The sequence below is a fragment of the Roseburia sp. 831b genome, assembly GCF_001940165.2.
GTDB lineage: Bacteria > Bacillota > Clostridia > Lachnospirales > Lachnospiraceae > Roseburia.
The window spans coordinates 140,950-159,369 of sequence record NZ_CP135163.1 but is presented as its reverse complement, the minus strand read 5'-3'; the positions used below and the strand labels follow the sequence as shown (position 1 = coordinate 159,369).

The 18,420-nt window shown below is 41.3% G+C and carries 15 protein-coding genes and 1 pseudogene; 14 read left to right on the top strand and 2 right to left on the bottom strand.

Annotated features, from left to right (window positions below):
• Positions 1-40: 40 nt before the first annotated feature.
• The 5 genes from BIV16_RS15300 to BIV16_RS15280 all read left to right on the top strand — a co-directional run bounded on the left by BIV16_RS15300 (position 41) and on the right by BIV16_RS15280 (position 5,940).
• Complete coding sequence (locus tag BIV16_RS15300) at positions 41-1,375, top strand: MATE family efflux transporter (RefSeq protein WP_075681063.1); 1,335 nt, start codon at positions 41-43, stop codon at positions 1,373-1,375.
• Between the two features lie 167 nt (positions 1,376-1,542).
• Positions 1,543-1,908, top strand: coding sequence for a GntR family transcriptional regulator (locus BIV16_RS15295; protein WP_075681061.1), 366 nt, complete (start codon positions 1,543-1,545; stop codon positions 1,906-1,908).
• Between the two features lie 50 nt (positions 1,909-1,958).
• On the top strand, positions 1,959-3,356 hold the full coding sequence (locus BIV16_RS15290; RefSeq protein WP_075681059.1) for a DUF5808 domain-containing protein: 1,398 nt from the start codon (positions 1,959-1,961) through the stop codon (positions 3,354-3,356).
• A gap of 37 nt (positions 3,357-3,393) precedes the next feature.
• The gene (locus BIV16_RS15285; RefSeq protein WP_075681463.1) at positions 3,394-4,581 is read left to right on the top strand and encodes an MFS transporter; all 1,188 of its coding nucleotides are present in this window, start codon (positions 3,394-3,396) and stop codon (positions 4,579-4,581) included.
• 12 nt (positions 4,582-4,593) lie between these two features.
• Complete coding sequence (locus BIV16_RS15280; protein ID WP_083625261.1) at positions 4,594-5,940, top strand: MATE family efflux transporter; 1,347 nt, start codon at positions 4,594-4,596, stop codon at positions 5,938-5,940.
• 30 nt (positions 5,941-5,970) lie between these two features.
• Here BIV16_RS15280 and BIV16_RS15275 read toward each other — a convergent pair.
• Positions 5,971-6,297 (bottom strand): annotated as a pseudogene (locus tag BIV16_RS15275) (cupin domain-containing protein); the annotation flags it as partial.
• A 314-nt stretch (positions 6,298-6,611) separates the two neighbouring features.
• On the opposite strand from BIV16_RS15275, the gene BIV16_RS15270 reads away from it, so the two are divergent.
• Complete coding sequence (locus BIV16_RS15270) at positions 6,612-7,871, top strand: IS110 family transposase (RefSeq protein WP_075680103.1); 1,260 nt, start codon at positions 6,612-6,614, stop codon at positions 7,869-7,871.
• 49 nt (positions 7,872-7,920) lie between these two features.
• On the opposite strand, the gene BIV16_RS15265 is transcribed toward BIV16_RS15270, so the two are convergent.
• Positions 7,921-8,292, bottom strand: coding sequence for a hypothetical protein (locus tag BIV16_RS15265; RefSeq protein WP_075681459.1), 372 nt, complete (start codon positions 8,290-8,292; stop codon positions 7,921-7,923).
• A 242-nt stretch (positions 8,293-8,534) separates the two neighbouring features.
• On the opposite strand from BIV16_RS15265, the gene BIV16_RS15260 reads away from it, so the two are divergent.
• The 8 genes from BIV16_RS15260 to BIV16_RS15225 all read left to right on the top strand — a co-directional run bounded on the left by BIV16_RS15260 (position 8,535) and on the right by BIV16_RS15225 (position 18,267).
• Positions 8,535-9,125: a hypothetical protein gene (locus tag BIV16_RS15260; RefSeq protein ID WP_075681457.1), complete on the top strand. Its 591-nt coding sequence runs from the start codon at positions 8,535-8,537 to the stop codon at positions 9,123-9,125.
• Between the two features lie 191 nt (positions 9,126-9,316).
• Positions 9,317-10,867 carry a Y-family DNA polymerase gene (locus tag BIV16_RS15255; protein ID WP_075681455.1) on the top strand — a complete coding sequence of 517 codons (1,551 nt, stop codon included), beginning with the start codon at positions 9,317-9,319 and terminating at the stop codon, positions 10,865-10,867.
• A gap of 34 nt (positions 10,868-10,901) precedes the next feature.
• Positions 10,902-11,345, top strand: coding sequence for a hypothetical protein (locus BIV16_RS15250; protein WP_075681453.1), 444 nt, complete (start codon positions 10,902-10,904; stop codon positions 11,343-11,345).
• A gap of 142 nt (positions 11,346-11,487) precedes the next feature.
• Positions 11,488-13,653 (top strand): EAL domain-containing protein, encoded by a 2,166-nt coding sequence (locus BIV16_RS15245; protein ID WP_083625287.1) that lies wholly within the window; start codon positions 11,488-11,490, stop codon positions 13,651-13,653.
• 156 nt (positions 13,654-13,809) lie between these two features.
• Complete coding sequence (locus BIV16_RS15240) at positions 13,810-14,115, top strand: metal-sensing transcriptional repressor (protein WP_075681449.1); 306 nt, start codon at positions 13,810-13,812, stop codon at positions 14,113-14,115.
• A gap of 73 nt (positions 14,116-14,188) precedes the next feature.
• On the top strand, positions 14,189-16,723 hold the full coding sequence (locus BIV16_RS15235) for a heavy metal translocating P-type ATPase (protein WP_075681447.1): 2,535 nt from the start codon (positions 14,189-14,191) through the stop codon (positions 16,721-16,723).
• Positions 16,724-16,814: 91 nt separating this feature from the next.
• Complete coding sequence (locus BIV16_RS15230) at positions 16,815-17,270, top strand: subtilin biosynthesis sensor protein SpaK (RefSeq protein ID WP_075681445.1); 456 nt, start codon at positions 16,815-16,817, stop codon at positions 17,268-17,270.
• Positions 17,271-17,316: 46 nt separating this feature from the next.
• A complete protein-coding gene (locus tag BIV16_RS15225) occupies positions 17,317-18,267 on the top strand; it encodes an AEC family transporter (RefSeq protein WP_075681443.1) in 951 nt (316 codons plus the stop codon).
• The last annotated feature ends 153 nt before the right edge of the window (positions 18,268-18,420 follow it).

The following is an 18,420-nucleotide window of genomic DNA, read 5'->3' as shown; positions in this document are numbered from 1 at the left end:
ATATAATGGTATCGAAGAAAAAGAAGAGGAGAAGGGCAGCATGACAAAAAATTCTTTTTTAGATAGTATTCTTAAGATTGCACTTCCGGTTACGGTTCAATGTATGCTAAAAGCGTCGTTTAGCATTGTAGACCAGGTCATGATTGGACAGCTTGGCAGTGAAAGTATTTCTGGTATCGGATTAGGTGGAAAATTTGCATCCATCCACGGAGTGGTACTAGGAGCCGTTACGGCAGCCGCAGCAATCATGATTTCCCAGTATATCGGACAGAAAAAGGAAAAAAAGATACAAAGAAGTTTTTGGGTCAACTTCTTAGTCGCCATGTTAATTGCCTTTTTCTTTACAGCGATATCGCTTGGTTTTACACAGCCAATCTTAAGCTGTTATACAAAGGATCTTGCGACAAGAGAGATTGGAGAAACCTATTTAAGAATTTATGCGTGGTCATTTTTCCCGGCAGCGTTGGCAGGAATGGCAGAGACCATGTTATGTTGTATGGAAGCAGCGGTATTTCCGTTGATTGCAAGTATTACATCACTGATTTGTAATACGGCACTCAACTATGTCCTTATTTTTGGAAAATTTGGATTCCCGGAACTCGGTGTGACAGGGGCTGCAATTGCAAGCGTAATCTCCCAGATTCTAGGATGTATTCTTACCTATATTTTTCTGTTTTTTATGCTTAGAAAAAAGAATATACGGCTTGCATTTGACCTTCATTTTCAAAAGGCAGAGTATCTTTCCTATGCAAAAATTTTGCTGCCACTATTGGCATGTGAATTTATGTGGAGCCTTGGGGAAAATATTTACTCTGGAATTTATGGAAACATTGGAACAAAGCAGTGTGCGGCGATGACAATGACTTCGCCAATCCAGTGTCTGATGGTCGGTGCGTTATCCGGTCTTGCAAAGGCCGCAGGTATTATGGTTGGTAAGTCACTTGGAAATCAGGAGTACGAGCAGGCTTATAAAGATTCTAAAAAGTTAATGCGGTATGGTTTTCTGGCATCTGTGGTACTGTCGGTTGTATTGCTTTTGGCGGGAAAGCAGTACACCAATATTTATAATGTCGAACCCGAAGTACGTCAGATTTGCTATCAGCTTCTGATTGTGTTTGCAATTGTATGCCCGATTAAGGTGCAGAATATGATTTTAGGCGGTGGAATTTTACGAAGTGGTGGAAAAACCAATTATGTGTTGGGAATTGATTTGATCGGAACCTGGGGATTTGGTGTACCGCTTGGTCTTATCTCTGCTTTTGTCCTGAAATTACCGATTCCAGCGGTGTATTTTATCCTTTCCCTGGAAGAGGGAGTAAGACTGTTTCTTTCCTATTTTCTTTTTCATAAAAAAATCTGGATGCAAAAAATATAGCAATGATGAATAAAATGCCCCACAATATTTTAGGATGATTGCGTTATAAAAAAGAAATTCGTGTTACAAGATGTAATGCGGATTTTTTTACTTGCATTATGTATTATTTGTATTATAATTAATAATACAAATAATACATAATCAAAAGTAGGAAGGAGAAAGTAAACATGATTCTTTCAATCAATGAGATGTCGGAAATCCCCATTTATCAGCAGCTTCGCAACCAGATTGTGCTTGGAATTTCCGATGGAAGGCTTTCACCGGGGGAGCAGCTTCCGACTGTCCGGGCATTAGCGGAAGAAATCGGAATCAATTCCATGACTGTAAATAAAGCGTATGCGCTCTTAAAACAGGAAGGTTATATCTATGCGGACAGGCGGAATGGCGCACGTGTGCGGTTAGAATTCCCGCAAAGTAAGCAGCTAAGCGAGAAGTCGAGGGAACTTTTGCAGCAGATTGTATCGGAGGCAAAGGTCTGTGGTATGACCAAGGAGGATTTTTTCACAGAGTGTGAAAAAATATTTGGAGAATAAAGGTGTGAACTCTCATTCTTATACGGACGATAGAAAGGAACGGTATTTTTATGATAAATCTAATATATTTTGTGACCATGTATCCAATCTTAATATTGTTCTACTTTGTAATAAAGTGGACTTACAAGACGGAGAAAGATTCTTTGTTTGCAGTTACAATGAAACCGGAATGGAAGGAGACAAAAGAAGTACAACAGGTGATTTCTGATTTTAAAAAGGAGATGAAACGGGATTTTTGGATTCTTATGCTGGTTCCATTTACGAGTCTTTTGACCAGACATTTTTCCATTCAGACGACAATCTGGATGATATGGCTGTTTGCATCTATTGTCATCATGTATGTACCATTTGCAAAAGGAAATAAGAAGTTAAAAGAGTGGAAAAAAGAGCACAATGTCTATGAAGAGGCAAGCATGGAAAAATATGTAGAGCTAAAAGCTGCGGGTGGAATACGAAGAGTAAGCTTTTTCCCATTTTTCCTGCCAACACTCCTTGGCTTTGTGGCGGTTGGTTTGGATGGCATTTTCCCCTATCTATATCAATACTGGTATTCGACAGCTATGATTCCGGAAAAAGGCGTCAGTATTGCGGCACTTGAAATTGCAGCCTGCAGCATCATTTTCTGGATTTGTGCCGTTGTGATGGACCGGCAGCCAGCTGAAGTCATAAGCAGTGACAGTGATGTGAATGTGAATTATGCCAGAGCAAAAAAGAATGTGTGGAAGAATTTTTGGCTGATTTGTGTCTGGGGAAATACCGGCTTTACAATTACAATTGTACTTGCATCATTTTTCACGGAAAATGCAGTGACAATTCTGATATTTGGTGCTATACTCTATGCGGTTATAATTCTGGTGCTTGCAATTCTTCTGATAAGAAGCTTACAACATATCGAAAAGCACTATGAGGCGAAGCATGATATGACGTCCGTGACCGATGAGGATGACAATTGGATTTTCGGAATGTTTTATTACAATCCGGGGGATAAACGGACAGTGGTGAATAAAAAGGTAGGAATTGGCACTACGTTAAATATGGCAACGCCGATTGGAAAGGTGACGAGTATCTTTACGACCATCGTCTTACTCGCACTTCCAGTTCTTTGTATCTGGCTGATATCAGAGGAATTTACACCGATTCATCTGGATATAAAAGACGACACGCTCCGTGCGGTACATCTTCGGACAGAGTATCAGATTGACACGGACGACATTGAGAATCTTAAGATGATTACCGAACTTCCGAAGTGGAGCAAGTCCGAGGGAACGGGCATGGACAATCTGGAAAAAGGGACTTACTATATTCGCAATGTTGGAAAATGCCAGGTGTTTTTAAATCCGCAAAACAGTGAATTCCTCTATTTTCAGGCGGATGGAACCGATTATTATATGAGCGGATATGATGATGTGCAGACGGAAGCAATTTATGAAACGCTGCAAAATAAATAAGAAGTTTTGGCGAGTACGGAAAGGCATGGTTAATGAGATGAAATTAAGTTATAAGGCAACGACATACGCCTGTTTTATGGGCTATGTAGTGCAGGCAATTGTGAACAGTTTTGTCCCGCTTTTGTTTGTCACCTTTCAAAAAAGTTATGGCATACCGCTGTCGGAGATTACACTTTTGATTACGATTAATTTTGTAATCCAACTGTTGGTTGATATGTTGTCAGCCGGTTTTATTGATAAAATTGGATATCGGGCGTCAGTGATTCTGGCGCATATATTCGCAGCACTGGGGCTTGGATTGCTTACGGTTTTGCCGGAAGTTTTTGAGAATTCTTTTGTTGGAATTCTGTTGTCTGTATCTGTTTATGCGATTGGCGGCGGTTTGTTAGAGGTGCTGGTCAGCCCGATTATTGAAGCATGCCCGACCGATAATAAGGAGAGTGCGATGAGTTTGTTACATTCTTTTTATTGCTGGGGATGCACGGGTGTTGTGTTGCTCTCTACCATTTTCTTTTCCTTGTTTGGAACCGGAAACTGGAAGATTTTGACATTATTTTGGCTGCTCATTCCAATTGGAAATCTGATTCTTTTTACAAAAGTGCCAATATACAGTTTGCAGGAAGAGGGAGAGTGTGGCATGAGCTTTGTCGAGCTTGTGAAAGAAAAGACATTCTGGTTTTTGATGGTGATGATGCTTTGTGCCGGTGCAGCAGAGCAGTCCGTAAGCCAGTGGGCATCCACGTTTGCGGAGGAAGGACTTGGAATCACCAAGACAGTCGGCGACCTTGTAGGACCAATGTCCCTTTCCATTTTAATGGGGCTTTCCAGACTCCTTTATGGAAAATACGGAGAAAAGTTAGATTTGGATCGTTTTATGAAAGCGAGCAGTTTTCTTTGCATCCTGTCCTACTTAGGTATCGCATTGGTACCGTTTCCAATGGTAGAACTGATTTGTTGTGGCATATGCGGATTCTCCGTTGGTATTTTGTGGCCAGGAACCTTTAGCAAGGCGTCCGCATCTTTAAGAAGAGGCGGAACAGTACTTTTTGCCATGCTTGCCCTTGCGGGAGATTTAGGATGCTCCGGTGGACCAACTTTGGTAGGATTTGTCTCGAGTGCATGGAACAATAACCTTCGTGCGGGAATTTTGGCGGGAATCGTGTTCCCGACCCTGCTTTTTGCCGGTTTGAGTTTTAGTGGAAAAAGGCAGAAAAATGAGAAATAAAAGAGGTTTTTTATGAGTACAATAGGAAAAAAATCAATGGATATGACGCAGGGACCATTGTGGAATAAAATTTTGATTTTTGCGTTGCCGCTCGCTGCGAGCAGTATCTTACAGCAGTTGTTTAATTCCGTGGACACTGCGGTGGTGGGACGGTTTGCAAGTAGCCAGGCATTGGCTGCGGTTGGGAGCAACAGCTCTTTCATCTCGCTTTTGATTAATCTTTTTATTGGAATTTCACTTGGGTCAAATGTTGTAATTGCACACTACATCGGACAAAAGGCCGAACAGAATATTCAGGCTGCGATACATACGGCAATTGTAGTTGCATTGCTCAGTGGTTTCTTCGTCATGGTATTGGGGCAGTTCATTGCAAGACCGGTACTGCTTTTGATGGGAACACCGGAGGATGTCATTGATTTGGCAGTACTATATCTTAGAATCTATCTGATTGGCATGCCTTTCATGATGTTATATGATTTTGGCTCTTCGATTCTTAGAAGTACCGGGGACAGCAGACGTCCACTTTACAGTTTGATTGTTGCCGGGGTTGTTAATACGGTGTTAAACCTGATTTTGGTCATCGTATTTCATTTGGGGGTATCTGGTGTTGCAATTGCGACGGTAATTTCAAATATAGTAAGTTCCGGCATCATTTTATATGTTCTGCTTCATGAGCAGGAGCCAATCCGGTTGGAATGGAAAAAGCTTGCCATCAATGTCAAAGAGTTTAAGAAAATTTTAACAATTGGGATTCCAGCAGGATTACAGGGAATGATGTTTTCTATCGCAAACGTTTGTATTCAAAGTGCCATCAACAGTTTCGGTTCAGAGGCGGTTGCCGGTTCTGCGGCTGCGCTCAACTATGAATTTTTCTCTTATTTTATGGTAAATGCGTTTGCACAGGCGACGGTAACCTTTACCAGCCAGAATTACGGAGCAGGGGAGCAGGACAGATGTAAGAAAATTTTTCGTATTTCCATGCTTTTTGCGATGGTATCCTGTGGATTTTTATCGAGTATCTTTGTGTTAAACCGTGGATTTTTCTTACGCTTATATTCGACGGATTCCAGGGTGTTAGTTTATGCAAACCAAAGACTTTTGATTGCAACGACCCTGGAATTGCTGACGGCAGTCTATGAAGTGAGTGCAGGAGCGATGCGAGGATTGGGTCATTCTCTTCTTCCGGCAATCATTACGTTTTTAGGTTCCTGTGTTCTTCGGTTAATCTGGATTGCAACCATGTGCCATAGGGTGCATGAATTCTGGGTACTTATGATTATCTATCCGATTTCCTGGGTGATAACAGGAATTGCAATGATGATTGCTTATACGATTACAAAGAAAAAAAGCTTCCGTTAGGAAGCTTTTTTTGTGCATCTGCAATTTTTCTTATTCTAATACCAACAATAATGCCATCTTGAATTTTCCGTTTGCAGTTACGCTGTGAAGACCATTTTTCTCAAAGCGGAAACATTCTCCTTCACTTAATTCGTAGTCTTTTCCTTCGTATTCGATGGTTGCCTTTCCTTCCAAAGCGAATACGATTGCGTTTCCAGGAGCACGGTGTGGGGTAAGACCGGTTCCCTCATCAAATGCCATTAGCACATATTTCATGGTGTTATTGCTTACGACATCCATGTTTGCGATGCTGCCTTCTTCATAAGAAATGAAATCTTTTAATGCAAATACTTCGTTTGTTTTTATGTTCTGGTTCATAATTATAATCCGCCTTTCTGCGAAAGGCACCAATGCGTCATGAAACACTTTGGCTAACTTCCGCTTTTCTAATTTATATTCCTTCTGATATTATTTACCTATAAGACTGACACACTACAGAACACGTGGAGGTGAGTGGCGGGGCTGTATAGCGGCGACCTCGTATAATTATTTGTTGTCGGTCATCCGTTAAGGCATCAATGATTGGCGCATAACGTAGCCCGTAAACTTATCTCTTCCAAAGTCGACTCGATTTTGCCGGATGACCAGTCACTGTCAGTTTTATAACGCTAAATCATCAGGAGGTACTTTTATTGTCGTTTAAAATTCTCAAAAATAACTGTTGTGGTCTTGACGTCCACAAAACCTGGATCTATGCCTGTATCGGCATAACTGATTCCCTGAAACGTACCGAGTATAAAGAAGCCCGCTTTTCTTCCTTTACCAAAGGTCTGCAGGAGCTGTGTGACTGGCTTTCCAAATACAACTGTACGGATGTCTGCATGGAATCTACCGGTAAGTACTGGATCCCTGTTTTTAATGTTCTGGAGAAGAATAACATCTGGGTTACTCTTTCCCACCCCAAATATACCAAACCGCAAAAAGGCAACAAGACTGACCGCAAGGATGCTAAATGGATTTGTGACCTATATATGTGTGGAATGGTAAAACCTTCCTTTATTCCACCGGCTGACATCCGTGAATTAAGAGATTTAGTAAGATACCGTTTCAAACTCACTTGTATGATCACCGGTGAGAAGAATCGTGCTCATAACTGTCTTACTGTTTCTAACTTAAAACTGGATGATGTCTTTTCTGATATATTTGGTAAATCCTCCCGTTCCATTACGGAACAGATTTTACAACACCCTGGGGAAACATTTGATGTGTCACCTTTTGTGGATAGCAGATGTAAGACTCCTACCGAAGAAATACAAGCTGCTGTTGATGGTGCCATATCCAAACAACAAGCTGTAAAGCTCAGACAATGTTTAAATCACATTGATGAATTAGAAATGCACAAAGTAGAAATAGAACGGGAAATCTTTCGTCTCAGTGATAAGTATGAAAGCATTCTCAATCTTATACGAACCGTACCTGGATTCGATAAGACCCCAATGACTGCTATTCAGGTGCTTTCTGAAATCGGAGGTGATATGTCTGTCTTCCCCACAGCTAAAAACCTCATATCATGGGCTGGATGTTGTCCCCGTAATGATCAAAGCAATCATAAAATCAAATCCACTAGGATTTCCCGTGCTGGTTCTTATTTTAAACCAGTTTTGGTGCAAGTTGCAAATGCTTTAATCAAATCCAAGAAACACCCAGAATTTACAAACCGTTATCGACGTATAAAAGCACGTCGTGGTCACAAGAAAGCTATCATTGCCATCTGTCGTATGATCCTGACCGCTATCTGGCACATACTCACAGATCTAAAACCATATACGCCTGAAGGTTTTCTTGAATCGCGACCTGTGAATAAATCCAAAGTATTGACTACTTCACAGGCACTTAATTTAATGAAGCAGCGAGGCTACATTATCAAAGATGATGTTGTTCCTGTTACCTGATTAGGTGTTGTGTATATATTCAATTTTTAAAACCGACTGCTTAGGCGGTTTATTTGCTATGCTCTTTATTTTTAGGCTGTCCTCTACTTGTTTGTTTCAAACTTGTCTCCTTTTCAAAAATAAGTTCTGTGTACACCAATCCATCTTCTGTTTCCATTCCACACAATGTTTTGGAAGGAACGATGAGGGCGGTGCCGGGTTTCATAAGGACCTTATCAGCCTCTTCCTTAAGCAAAAAAGTTCCAACTCCGGATGCACCAAGGTACATCGTCATGCGGTCATAACTTTCCTGGCTGATGGAAGTATCTTTTCCCATGGAAAAAAAGGTGACTTTGTTTTGTTCTCCAAGCTTAGAATCTCTGGAAATGGTCATGCCATCCCGAACCGGACGCAATTGTTCAATGGTAAATACTGGATTCATCTGTTTTTCCTCCTGATTCATTGTCTGCAAAGATGGGATTGCTTATACGCTTAATATACCTTACAATGAAACAAATAGGAAGTACAATAACGAATGAAATCCACAGATTCCTAGAAAGAGAGGATTCTACTGCCATTTTTAGAACAATTGGCGAATGGTGAAAAATGTGTTATAATAAAGATTAAGTCGAATCATGGAACATGATGGCGCATAAATTTTGAAAAAGAATCTGGGGAAATGAGATGTCCATAAATTTTGAATTTTTTAAGGAATGCGTAAACGAGGATTCCTTCCTGCAAAGAAAATACAATGAAATCAACGAGCTTTTAGAGTGTGCGGAAGCGCAATATTGGGAGCAGCCGATTGAGTGTGCGAAAACACTTCGAAAAATAGCAGAGGATATCTGTCATGTTTACAATCAATTTTATAAAGTTGGAATGGAACAAGAGGATTCAATAGAATCTTATCTTTGTTATGGGGATGAGGATGAACATAACAGGTCGGTCAGCTTCTTTTTCAGTGCAGTGGGAAACGAGCAGCGGAACCGCCTGAACGAAGTGCGCACCCTTGCAGATCAGTGTATCTACCTAGAAGACCATGACGCAGAGCGTGAAAAAAGCGGAGATATGGTTGCAATTGACGTGAAACAGATGATGATTACAACCATGGCGATTCTAAAGGAACTTTGCAAGATGGTGAACGGAAGAGAAGATGTTTCGGATTATTATTTTGTGGAGGAATCCATTCCAAAGAAAGAAGACCCAGCCATTGCAGAGGCACTTCGCAATGAGCCAAAATGGAAAAAGGTATTACGTTTCCTCTCATCACTTTAGGATAGAGAAGCATAGCGACAATAGAAAATGGATGCTAGAAGGCAGTTATTCTTTTGGAGTAACTGCTTTTTCTTGTAAAAAAGAGAAAAAGATGTTAGAATAAAACCAAACATATGTACGAATAATGTAAATGACGAACAATTTTTGATGGAAAGAAAGTTGCCCGTAATAGAAAGGAGGGAGGAAGAAAGATGCCAGACGAACAAGATTTTTTGGTTCCTAAGGAACTACATATGTACATCGCAATTGATTTGAAATCTTTTTTTGCCTCCGTGGAATGCAGGGAGAGAAAACGCAACCCTCTAACTACAAATTTAGTTGTGGCAGATGCAAGCCGTACAGAAAAGACCATCTGTTTAGCGGTGACGCCATCGTTGAAAGCTTATGGTATTCCAGGGCGTGCCAGACTCTTTGAGGTTATCCAGAAGGTCAGACAGGTGAATGAGGAACGTCTTAGCAAGGCACCAGGCAATGTTTTTACTGGGGAATCGGATGATGCAGAGGAGTTAGAACGGAATCCATCACTTGCACTTTCCTTTATTGTTGCGCCACCAAGAATGGCACTTTATATGAAGTACAGTACCATGATTTATGATATCTATTTAAGATATGTGGCGCATGAAGATATGCATGTATATTCCATCGATGAAGTTTTTATGGACGTGACACATTATCTGAAAACTTATAAGATGACGGCAAGGGCGCTCGCATGCAAAATCATCCAGGAAGTTTTGCATGAGACAAATATTACAGCAACAGCCGGAATTGGCACGAATCTGTATCTTTGTAAGATTGCGATGGATGTCGAGGCAAAGCATGTCGAGCCGGATGAAAACGGCGTGCGCATCGCAGAGTTAGACGAGACTACCTATCGCAGAAAATTATGGAATCACAGACCTTTGCAGGATTTCTGGCGTGTCGGGAATGGATATGTCAGAAAGTTAGAGCAGGTGGGGCTTATGACGATGGGAGACATTGCAAGGTGCTCACTTGGCAAAGAGAATGAGTTTTATAACGAAGATTTACTGTATCGGATGTTTGGCGTTAATGCAGAACTCTTGATTGACCATGCATGGGGATATGAACCCTGTACGATTTCAGATATCAAGACCTACCAGCCAAGACAGCATGGCATCGGGTCCGGTCAGGTGCTTTCCTGCCCATATTCCTTTGAAAAAGCGCGTCTGATTGTAAAAGAAATGACAGAGCTTTTGACGTTAGATCTTGTTGCACAAAGGCTTGTGACAGACCAGATGGTGTTGACGATTGGTTATGATATTGAAAACCTGACAGATCCCAAGATACGGGCGAAATACAAAGGTCCTGTTACCATAGACCATTATGGAAGGCAGGTGCCAAAGCATGCACACGGAACTGCCAATATGGATAGGAAGACATCCTCGACAAAACAGATTCGCAAAGCAGTGCTGGATTTGTATGACAGTATCGTCGATCCAAATCTCCTGGTGCGCCGCATCAATCTTACGGCAAACCGTGTGATGGATGAGACCGCTGCCAAAGAGGAGAATACATTTGAACAGATGAATCTGTTTGACTTGCTAGAACCAAAGGAAGATTCGAAAATGTATGTAGAATCCGATAAAAAGGAGCGGAAGCTTCAGGAAGCGATGCTTGATATTAAGACAAAATTTGGGAAAAATGCAATTTTAAAGGGAATGAATCTCGAGGAAGGCGCGACAACCATAGACCGTAATAAGCAGATTGGTGGACATCGGATGTAGAGGAAAGATTTTATAGAAAGGTACGGTGACAGGCATGAGAGGTAAGCAGGATTCCTACGAGGACATCATACATTTACCGCGTCCGGTTTCAAAAAAACATCCACGGATGTCAATTGAGAACCGTGCAGCCCAATTTGCCCCGTTTGCAGCATTGACCGGTTACGGGGCTGCGGTGGATGAGACGGCAAGACAAACGGATAAGAAAGCAGAGTTAGACGAAGATTATAAAGAACAGCTGGATGCAAAATTGCAATATCTGCAAACACATTTAAACGAACATCTTTGTGTGGACATCACGTACTTTCAAAAAGATGAGAAAAAAGAAGGTGGGGCATATCGAAGCCTTACAGGGGTGGTAAAGAAAATAGATGTCTTCGGGCGAAAGCTTTTTTTGGAAGATGGAAAATGCGTATGTTTCGATGACATTGTCATGATAACCGGAGACTTTTGCAGGATTCTGACCGGATTTGATGACTAAATCTACCCGAATTATGCGAAAGTTCGGCGAAAAGGCTATGTGCCGATTGATTTTAAAATTCAGAAAGAATATAGTAAGAATATAAGGAAAATCATGGTATTTGAAATGAAACAGTGAAGAAGAAACGATATGGGGGCGGACCATGTATAAACGAACAGTTCTTATTGTAGATGATAAAGAAATCAACCGAAAAATCTTAGCGAGGATGTTACAGGACAAGTATGGCCTTTTGTTTGCAGAAAATGGAAAGGTCGCATTGGAATGCATGCACGAACATGCAGATGTAATTGCAGCGGTTCTTCTGGATGTGATGATGCCTGTCATGAACGGCTACGAGGTGTTAGAGGAAATGCGCCAGGATGAGGTGTTATCCAAGATACCTGTCATTGCAACATCACAAAGAGATTGTGACGAAGACGAACTTAAGATTTTAGAGATGGGCGCTCAGGACTTTATTGCAAAGCCATACAAAGCGGAGTTAATTATCCGAAGACTGAATAATATCATTAAACTTCGAGAGAAGGCTGCAATGGTGAATAAAGCACAGAAGGATGAACTGACGGGATTATACAATAAACAGTTCTTCTTACATAAGGTGCAGGAGTTGTTAGAGGAAAACAGCCATCAGAAATATGACTTGCTTTGCGTCGGAATTGAACGTTTTAAATTGGTAAACGATACCTTTGGCGTCTATTATGGGGATAAAGTTTTAAAATATATGGCGGCAATGATGAAAGATATTGCCAGGGAAGTTGGAATTTGCGGCAGATTTGGTGCAGATAACTTTTATGCCGTTTTGCCATATAAGGAATATACCAATGAGAGCTTTGAACCATGGATCAGACGTGTGGAGAATTTCCCGATTGAGATGGATATCAAGATTCATTGTGGCATATATGCGATTGAAGATGCTTCGATTCCGGTGGAGGCAATGTGTGACCGTGCACAGCTTGCAGCGGACAAGAATCGTGGAAAATATGATGAATATTTTTGCGTTTATGATGATTCGCTAAGAAAAAAATTGCTTCACGAACAGTTTATCATTGGAAATATGAAGCCGGCGTTAGAAGAACACCAGTTCCAGGTCTATTATCAGCCAAAATATGATTTGAACACAGGCAGGGTTGCGGGAGCAGAGGCATTGGTGCGCTGGATTCATCCGGAAATGGGAATGATATCTCCGGGGGACTTTATACCGCTGTTTGAGACCAATGGCTTTATATCGCAGCTCGATGAATATGTGTGGGAGTGCGCATGCCGGGATATCCGTTCATGGAGAGACAAAGGATATCCGCCAATTGCAATTTCTGTCAATGTTTCCAGAGCTGATATTTATAATCCAAAGCTGATTGATAACCTGCTAGCCTTGATTGAAAAATACGATATTCCGATGAAATACCTTCATCTGGAAATCACAGAATCCGCTTATACAGAGAATCCGCAGCAGATTATCCGCGTTGTCGGACGCCTTCGGGAACTAGGATTTTTGATTGAGATGGACGATTTTGGAAGTGGATATTCCTCCTTAAATATGCTTGCGGAGATGCCGGTAGACGTCTTGAAACTGGATATGGGATTTATCCAGACAGAGACAAGAAAGGCTTCCGGAAAAGGAATCTTAAGCTTTGTCATCAGTCTTGCAAAATGGCTGAATCTTGCAGTGGTAGCAGAAGGAGTCGAACAAAAGGAACAGATTGATGTCCTGCGCTCCATGGATTGTAATTATGCGCAGGGGTATTATTATTCCAAACCGTTGGAAAAAAGCGCCTTTGAGGAGCTGATTCGGGTATCAGAGGTTGCAGAGATGATCTGCACAAGCAGAACTACACTTGATTACACCATCAATGAGAAAAATAACGAAGCGTTACAGGATGGCCGTGTTATGATGATTGTTGATGACATAGAGGTAAACCGTGCCGCATTAGCAGCCACATTTGAAAAAGAATATGTCATCAAAGAATTTGAAAACGGAAAAGATGCATGGTTATATTTACAGGAAAATGCGTCTAAGGTAGATATTATATTGTTGGATTTATTAATGCCGGTTATGGATGGATTCCAATTATTAGAAAAGATTCGAACCAACCATCAGACAAGGCAGACACCGGTGATTGTTATGTCACAGATGGACGAGACGATGGAACAGCGGGCATTGAAGATGGGAGCGGACGATTTTGTCTCGAAACCATACAATGCGCTTGTAATCAAGAAACGTGTCTCAAACGTCGTAGCAAGCTATGAATTAAGGAAAATCAAGCATGGACTTGTGTCGATACATCTTGGAAAGTCAAGACGGGAAGAAAAGTAAGAATATTTTTTAAAATTGTTGAAAAAGCCGCTTTTGAAGCGGCTTTTTTTGTGCCTTGCTGCTCCAAATTGTATTTTTCCTGAAAAAAAGTATCAAGAAACTACTTGAAATATACCCCACAGGGGTATATAATAATCGCGACAGGAGGGAAACTATATGAGTGAAGAAAAAAATTGTTGTTGTCATAAAAAGAAAGAACGTTCCGAAAAAGAATACAAAGATTTAATCAACCGATTGAACCGAATTGAGGGACAGATTCGTGGAATCAAGGGGATGGTAGAAAAGGATGCGTACTGCCCGGATATCATTACACAGGTAGCAGCCGCGAATGCAGCGTTGAACAGTTTTAATAAAGTGCTTTTGGCAAATCACATCAAGACCTGTGTGACAGACGATATTAAGTCTGGAAAAGAGGGGACAGTAGACGAGCTTGTAACAATGTTACAGAAACTGATGAAATAAACAGGAAGTTTGATTACAAGTGAAAAATAGATGCTAACAATATTGCAATCAGAGATTACGGAAAGGAGAGAAAATGAAACAATATATCGTGACTGGCATGAGCTGTGCGGCATGCAGTGCCAGAGTAGAAAAAGCAGTTTCAAAAGTAGAGGGTGTGACCTCCTGCTCGGTTAGTCTTTTGACCAATTCCATGGGCGTGGAGGGAACGGCAGATGCTGATGCCATCATAAAAGCGGTCGAGGAGGCCGGTTATGGAGCCCGCCCGAAAGAACATAAGAATGCATCAGAAAGCAGTGGAACCGGAATGTCCTCACAGATGTTGGAACAGGAAGAAATGTTAAAAGATCATGATACACCGGTTTTAAAGAAAAGACTTTGGACATCACTCGGATTTTTAATTGTACTGATGTACTTTTCCATGGGGCATATGATGTGGAACTGGCCGATTCCGGGCTGGCTGGAAGGAAACCATGTTGCAATGGGGCTGCTTCAGATGTTACTCACAATTGCGATTATGGTAATCAACCAGAAATTCTTTATCAGTGGATTCAAGAGTTTATTCCACGGTGCACCAAACATGGATACCTTGGTGGCACTGGGCTCGAGTGCGGCGTTTGGATATAGTACCTATGCGTTGTTTGCAATGACGGATATGCAGGTAAAAGGTGACATGGATGGTGTCATGTCCTATATGCATGAATTCTATTTTGAGTCCGCAGCGATGATTTTAACCCTGATTACGGTTGGAAAAATGTTAGAGGCTCATTCCAAAGGAAAAACGACAGATGCGCTAAAAGGCTTGATGAAACTTGCACCGAAAACTGCCGTTGTGCTGCGGGATGGAAAAGAAGTGACCGTTCCGATTCGTGAGGTAAAACAAAAAGATATCTTTGTGGTCCGGCCAGGCGAAAATATTCCGGTTGATGGACGTATTTTAGAAGGCGAGAGTGCTGTAAATGAGTCTGCATTAACCGGGGAGAGTATTCCGGTTGACAAGACCGTTGGAGATGAAGTTTCTGCGGCGACCCTAAATCAGTCCGGCTTTTTGAAATGTGAGGCAACGAGGGTCGGCGAGGATACCACACTTTCCCAGATTATCCAGATGGTCAGTGACGCGGCTGCAACCAAAGCTCCAATTGCAAAGATTGCGGATAAGGTTTCGGGCGTTTTTGTTCCGGCTGTAATCACAATTGCCGTTGTGACAACGCTGGTATGGCTTTTGTGCGGTGCTGATTTTGGCTATGCCCTGGCAAGAGGAATTTCCGTGCTTGTCATCAGCTGCCCTTGTGCCTTAGGACTTGCAACACCGGTTGCAATTATGGTTGGAAACGGTATGGGTGCCAGAAACGGCATCATGTTTAAGACCGCATCTTCCTTAGAAGAAACCGGAAAAACACAGATTGTAGCATTGGATAAGACAGGTACCATTACCAACGGTGAGCCGGACGTGACGGATGTGATATCGGTAGGGGGTATCACGGAACAGGAGTTGTTACAGTTTGCCTTAAACCTTGAACAAAAGAGTGAGCATCCGCTTGCAAAGGCAATTTTAAAAAGGGCATCCGAAATGCAGTTACTTGCAGGTGACATTACAGATTTTCAGGCACTTCCAGGAAACGGACTTACCGCAAAACAAGGCGGTGTGACGTTTTTTGCAGGGAATGAAAATTTTATCAAGGATAAGGTAAAAATTCCAGATGAGATAAAAGACGATGCGAAAAAGCTCTCCAATCAGGGAAAGACGCCGTTATATTTTGCAAAAGAAGATGGATTGCTTGGTATCATTGCGGTGGCAGATCTTATGAAAGAGGACAGCCAGGCTGCAATCAAAGAATTGCAGAATATGGGAATTCAGGTTGTGATGCTAACCGGTGACAATGAGCGCACGGCGCAGGCAATTGGCAAGCTGGCTGGCGTGGATGATGTCATTGCCGGTGTTCTTCCGGATGGAAAAGAAGCCGTGATAAGAGAACTTAAGAAAAAAGGCAAAGTTGCCATGGTTGGGGATGGTATCAATGATGCACCGGCGCTTACCAGGGCAGATATCGGTATTGCAATTGGTGCCGGAACCGACATTGCGATAGATGCGGCAGATATTGTATTGATGAAAAGCCGCTTAAAAGATGTTCCGGCAGCAATCCGCTTAAGCCGTGCAACGCTTCGAAATATTCATGAAAACCTGTTTTGGGCATTTTTCTATAATGTCATTGGAATTCCACTTGCAGCGGGTGTGTGGATTCCATTGTTCCATTGGGAATTAAACCCGATGTTTGGAGCGGCTGCCATGAGCCTTTCGAGTTTTTGTGTTGTTACAAACGCACTTCGTTTGAACCTGTTTCGGATGTATGATGCGCGTAAAGATGAAAAAAGAAAATATAAGAAAGTTGAGGAAAAACAAATGGAAAGAACAATGAAAATTGAAGGAATGATGTGTGGACACTGTGAGGCAAGAGTGAAAAAATGTTTAGAGGAGCTTCCAGAGGTAACAGAGGCAGTGGTAAGCCACGAAAACGGAACTGCTGTTGTAACACTCAATGCAGAGGTCGCAAATGATGTTTTGAAAAAAGCAGTAGAAGATCAGGATTACAAAGTAGTTTCCATAGAATAGTCTTGTCAAGAAAAAAAATAGTGTTAAAATAAGTTAGCAGGGTGACCAGTTTCGGCTGCCCTGCTAGTTTTATGTGAAAGGAAAGAAAACATTGAAATATCAGACAACAAACGAATTGGAACATTTTGAATTTAAAGAGGCATTTATCGAAGAAATTGTGCAGATGAATGGATATTTTTATATGAACCTTGCAAACGTTACCATTTTGCCGGAAAATACCTGCAACCGCGATATCCGCAAAATGAGAACGAATGACCTTGTATTTCAGATACCGGATGGAAGAATTCTTACCTTTGTGGAAGAAGGATATCAGGTCTTTGATGCGAATGGAACATTTGTCAAAAAACAGGATGACATTGTCCTGACAGAAGATGTATATCTGGACATGCTTAAAAACCTGCAGGAAGGCAGCATTTATTCGATTGAGAAAAAGTCAGACTGTTATGAGATTTTTATTGATACAGAGGAGCACACGTATTTCCTTAAAGTAGAAGGAACATGCGATGTGGAAAAATGGGATCGTTTCCTTAATTTAGAACAGGCGTAACAAACCTATATTATAAGTATAATAAATAAAAAGGAAAGACTTAGAAATGGGATTTATAAATGTATTTCAAAAGATGATAGAATTATTTCTTGTGATTTTGGTAGGATATTATGCCTGCAAAAAAAAGATATTGGACAAGGAGGCACGGATAAAGTTAACGAATATAGTTTTGAATATAACGCTGCCGGCCATGATTCTATCGTCGGTGATGACGCAGGACAGCTTGCCGGACGTTGGTGAAATCCTGCAGCTTCTCTTAGTGGCAGCGGCAAGCTATGTGCTGTTATTTTTGGGTGCTTTTCTTTTTCCACGAATTCTTCGTGTGCCGGTATCAAAGCGTGGTGTGTACCAGTTCATGCTAAGCTTTGGAAATGTAGGATTTATCGGTTTCCCGGTGACACAGGCAATTTTTGGAGACAGCGCCATTTTTTATACCAGCGTATTTAACCTGCCTTTTAATATCCTGGTCTATTCCGTTGGCGTTGGTTTTATCCAAAAAAGTGCAAGCGAGGGATCGCAGGCAGAAAAAATAGAGAAAAAGGCTGTTTTTTCCGCTAAAACATTTTTCTCTCCGTGCATGATTGCATCTTATGTATCACTTCTCATGGCATTATGCAATGTCAGAGGACCGCAGTTGCTTGGAAATACCTGTACGATGCTTGGAAATATTACAACACCGGCGGCACTTTTAATCATCGGTTCTTCGCTTGCAGAGATGAAATTTCAGGAGATGTTTGGAAATGTGAGAGTTTATCTTTTCACAATCATACGTCTTTTGGTCATTCCACTGATTACGTATGGAATTTTTTCCCCATTTTTGTCAAATCCGCTTGTGCTTGGCATTACCGTTATCATATCAGCAATGCCGGTGGCAACGAATGGGACGATGCTTTGTTTGCAATATCATGGGGATGAAAAATTAATGGCACAGGGAACTTTTCTGACAACACTCGGGTCAATTTTTACAATTCCGCTGTTAAGTCTGCTTTTTCACTAGAAAAATCTTCCTATTTGTATATTCTATTTAGGTAAAATCAGGTAAATTGATTGAAAATTATTCAAAGTATTGTATAATAAATTTATATCAATTTATAAGAAGGAATGGGTTTTAGATAGAAAATGACAGGTAGTTAGGGTTAAGAAAAGTGAG

Coding starts and splice junctions, on each gene's coding strand:
- BIV16_RS15300 (WP_075681063.1), top strand. CDS start 41: ATGACAAAAAATTCTTTTTTAGATAGTATTCTTAAGATTGCACTTCCG.
- BIV16_RS15295 (WP_075681061.1), top strand. CDS start 1,543: ATGATTCTTTCAATCAATGAGATGTCGGAAATCCCCATTTATCAGCAG.
- BIV16_RS15290 (WP_075681059.1), top strand. CDS start 1,959: ATGATAAATCTAATATATTTTGTGACCATGTATCCAATCTTAATATTG.
- BIV16_RS15285 (WP_075681463.1), top strand. CDS start 3,394: ATGAAATTAAGTTATAAGGCAACGACATACGCCTGTTTTATGGGCTAT.
- BIV16_RS15280 (WP_083625261.1), top strand. CDS start 4,594: ATGAGTACAATAGGAAAAAAATCAATGGATATGACGCAGGGACCATTG.
- BIV16_RS15265 (WP_075681459.1), bottom strand. CDS start 8,292: ATGAATCCAGTATTTACCATTGAACAATTGCGTCCGGTTCGGGATGGC.
- BIV16_RS15260 (WP_075681457.1), top strand. CDS start 8,535: ATGTCCATAAATTTTGAATTTTTTAAGGAATGCGTAAACGAGGATTCC.
- BIV16_RS15255 (WP_075681455.1), top strand. CDS start 9,317: ATGCCAGACGAACAAGATTTTTTGGTTCCTAAGGAACTACATATGTAC.
- BIV16_RS15250 (WP_075681453.1), top strand. CDS start 10,902: ATGAGAGGTAAGCAGGATTCCTACGAGGACATCATACATTTACCGCGT.
- BIV16_RS15245 (WP_083625287.1), top strand. CDS start 11,488: ATGTATAAACGAACAGTTCTTATTGTAGATGATAAAGAAATCAACCGA.
- BIV16_RS15240 (WP_075681449.1), top strand. CDS start 13,810: ATGAGTGAAGAAAAAAATTGTTGTTGTCATAAAAAGAAAGAACGTTCC.
- BIV16_RS15235 (WP_075681447.1), top strand. CDS start 14,189: ATGAAACAATATATCGTGACTGGCATGAGCTGTGCGGCATGCAGTGCC.
- BIV16_RS15225 (WP_075681443.1), top strand. CDS start 17,317: ATGGGATTTATAAATGTATTTCAAAAGATGATAGAATTATTTCTTGTG.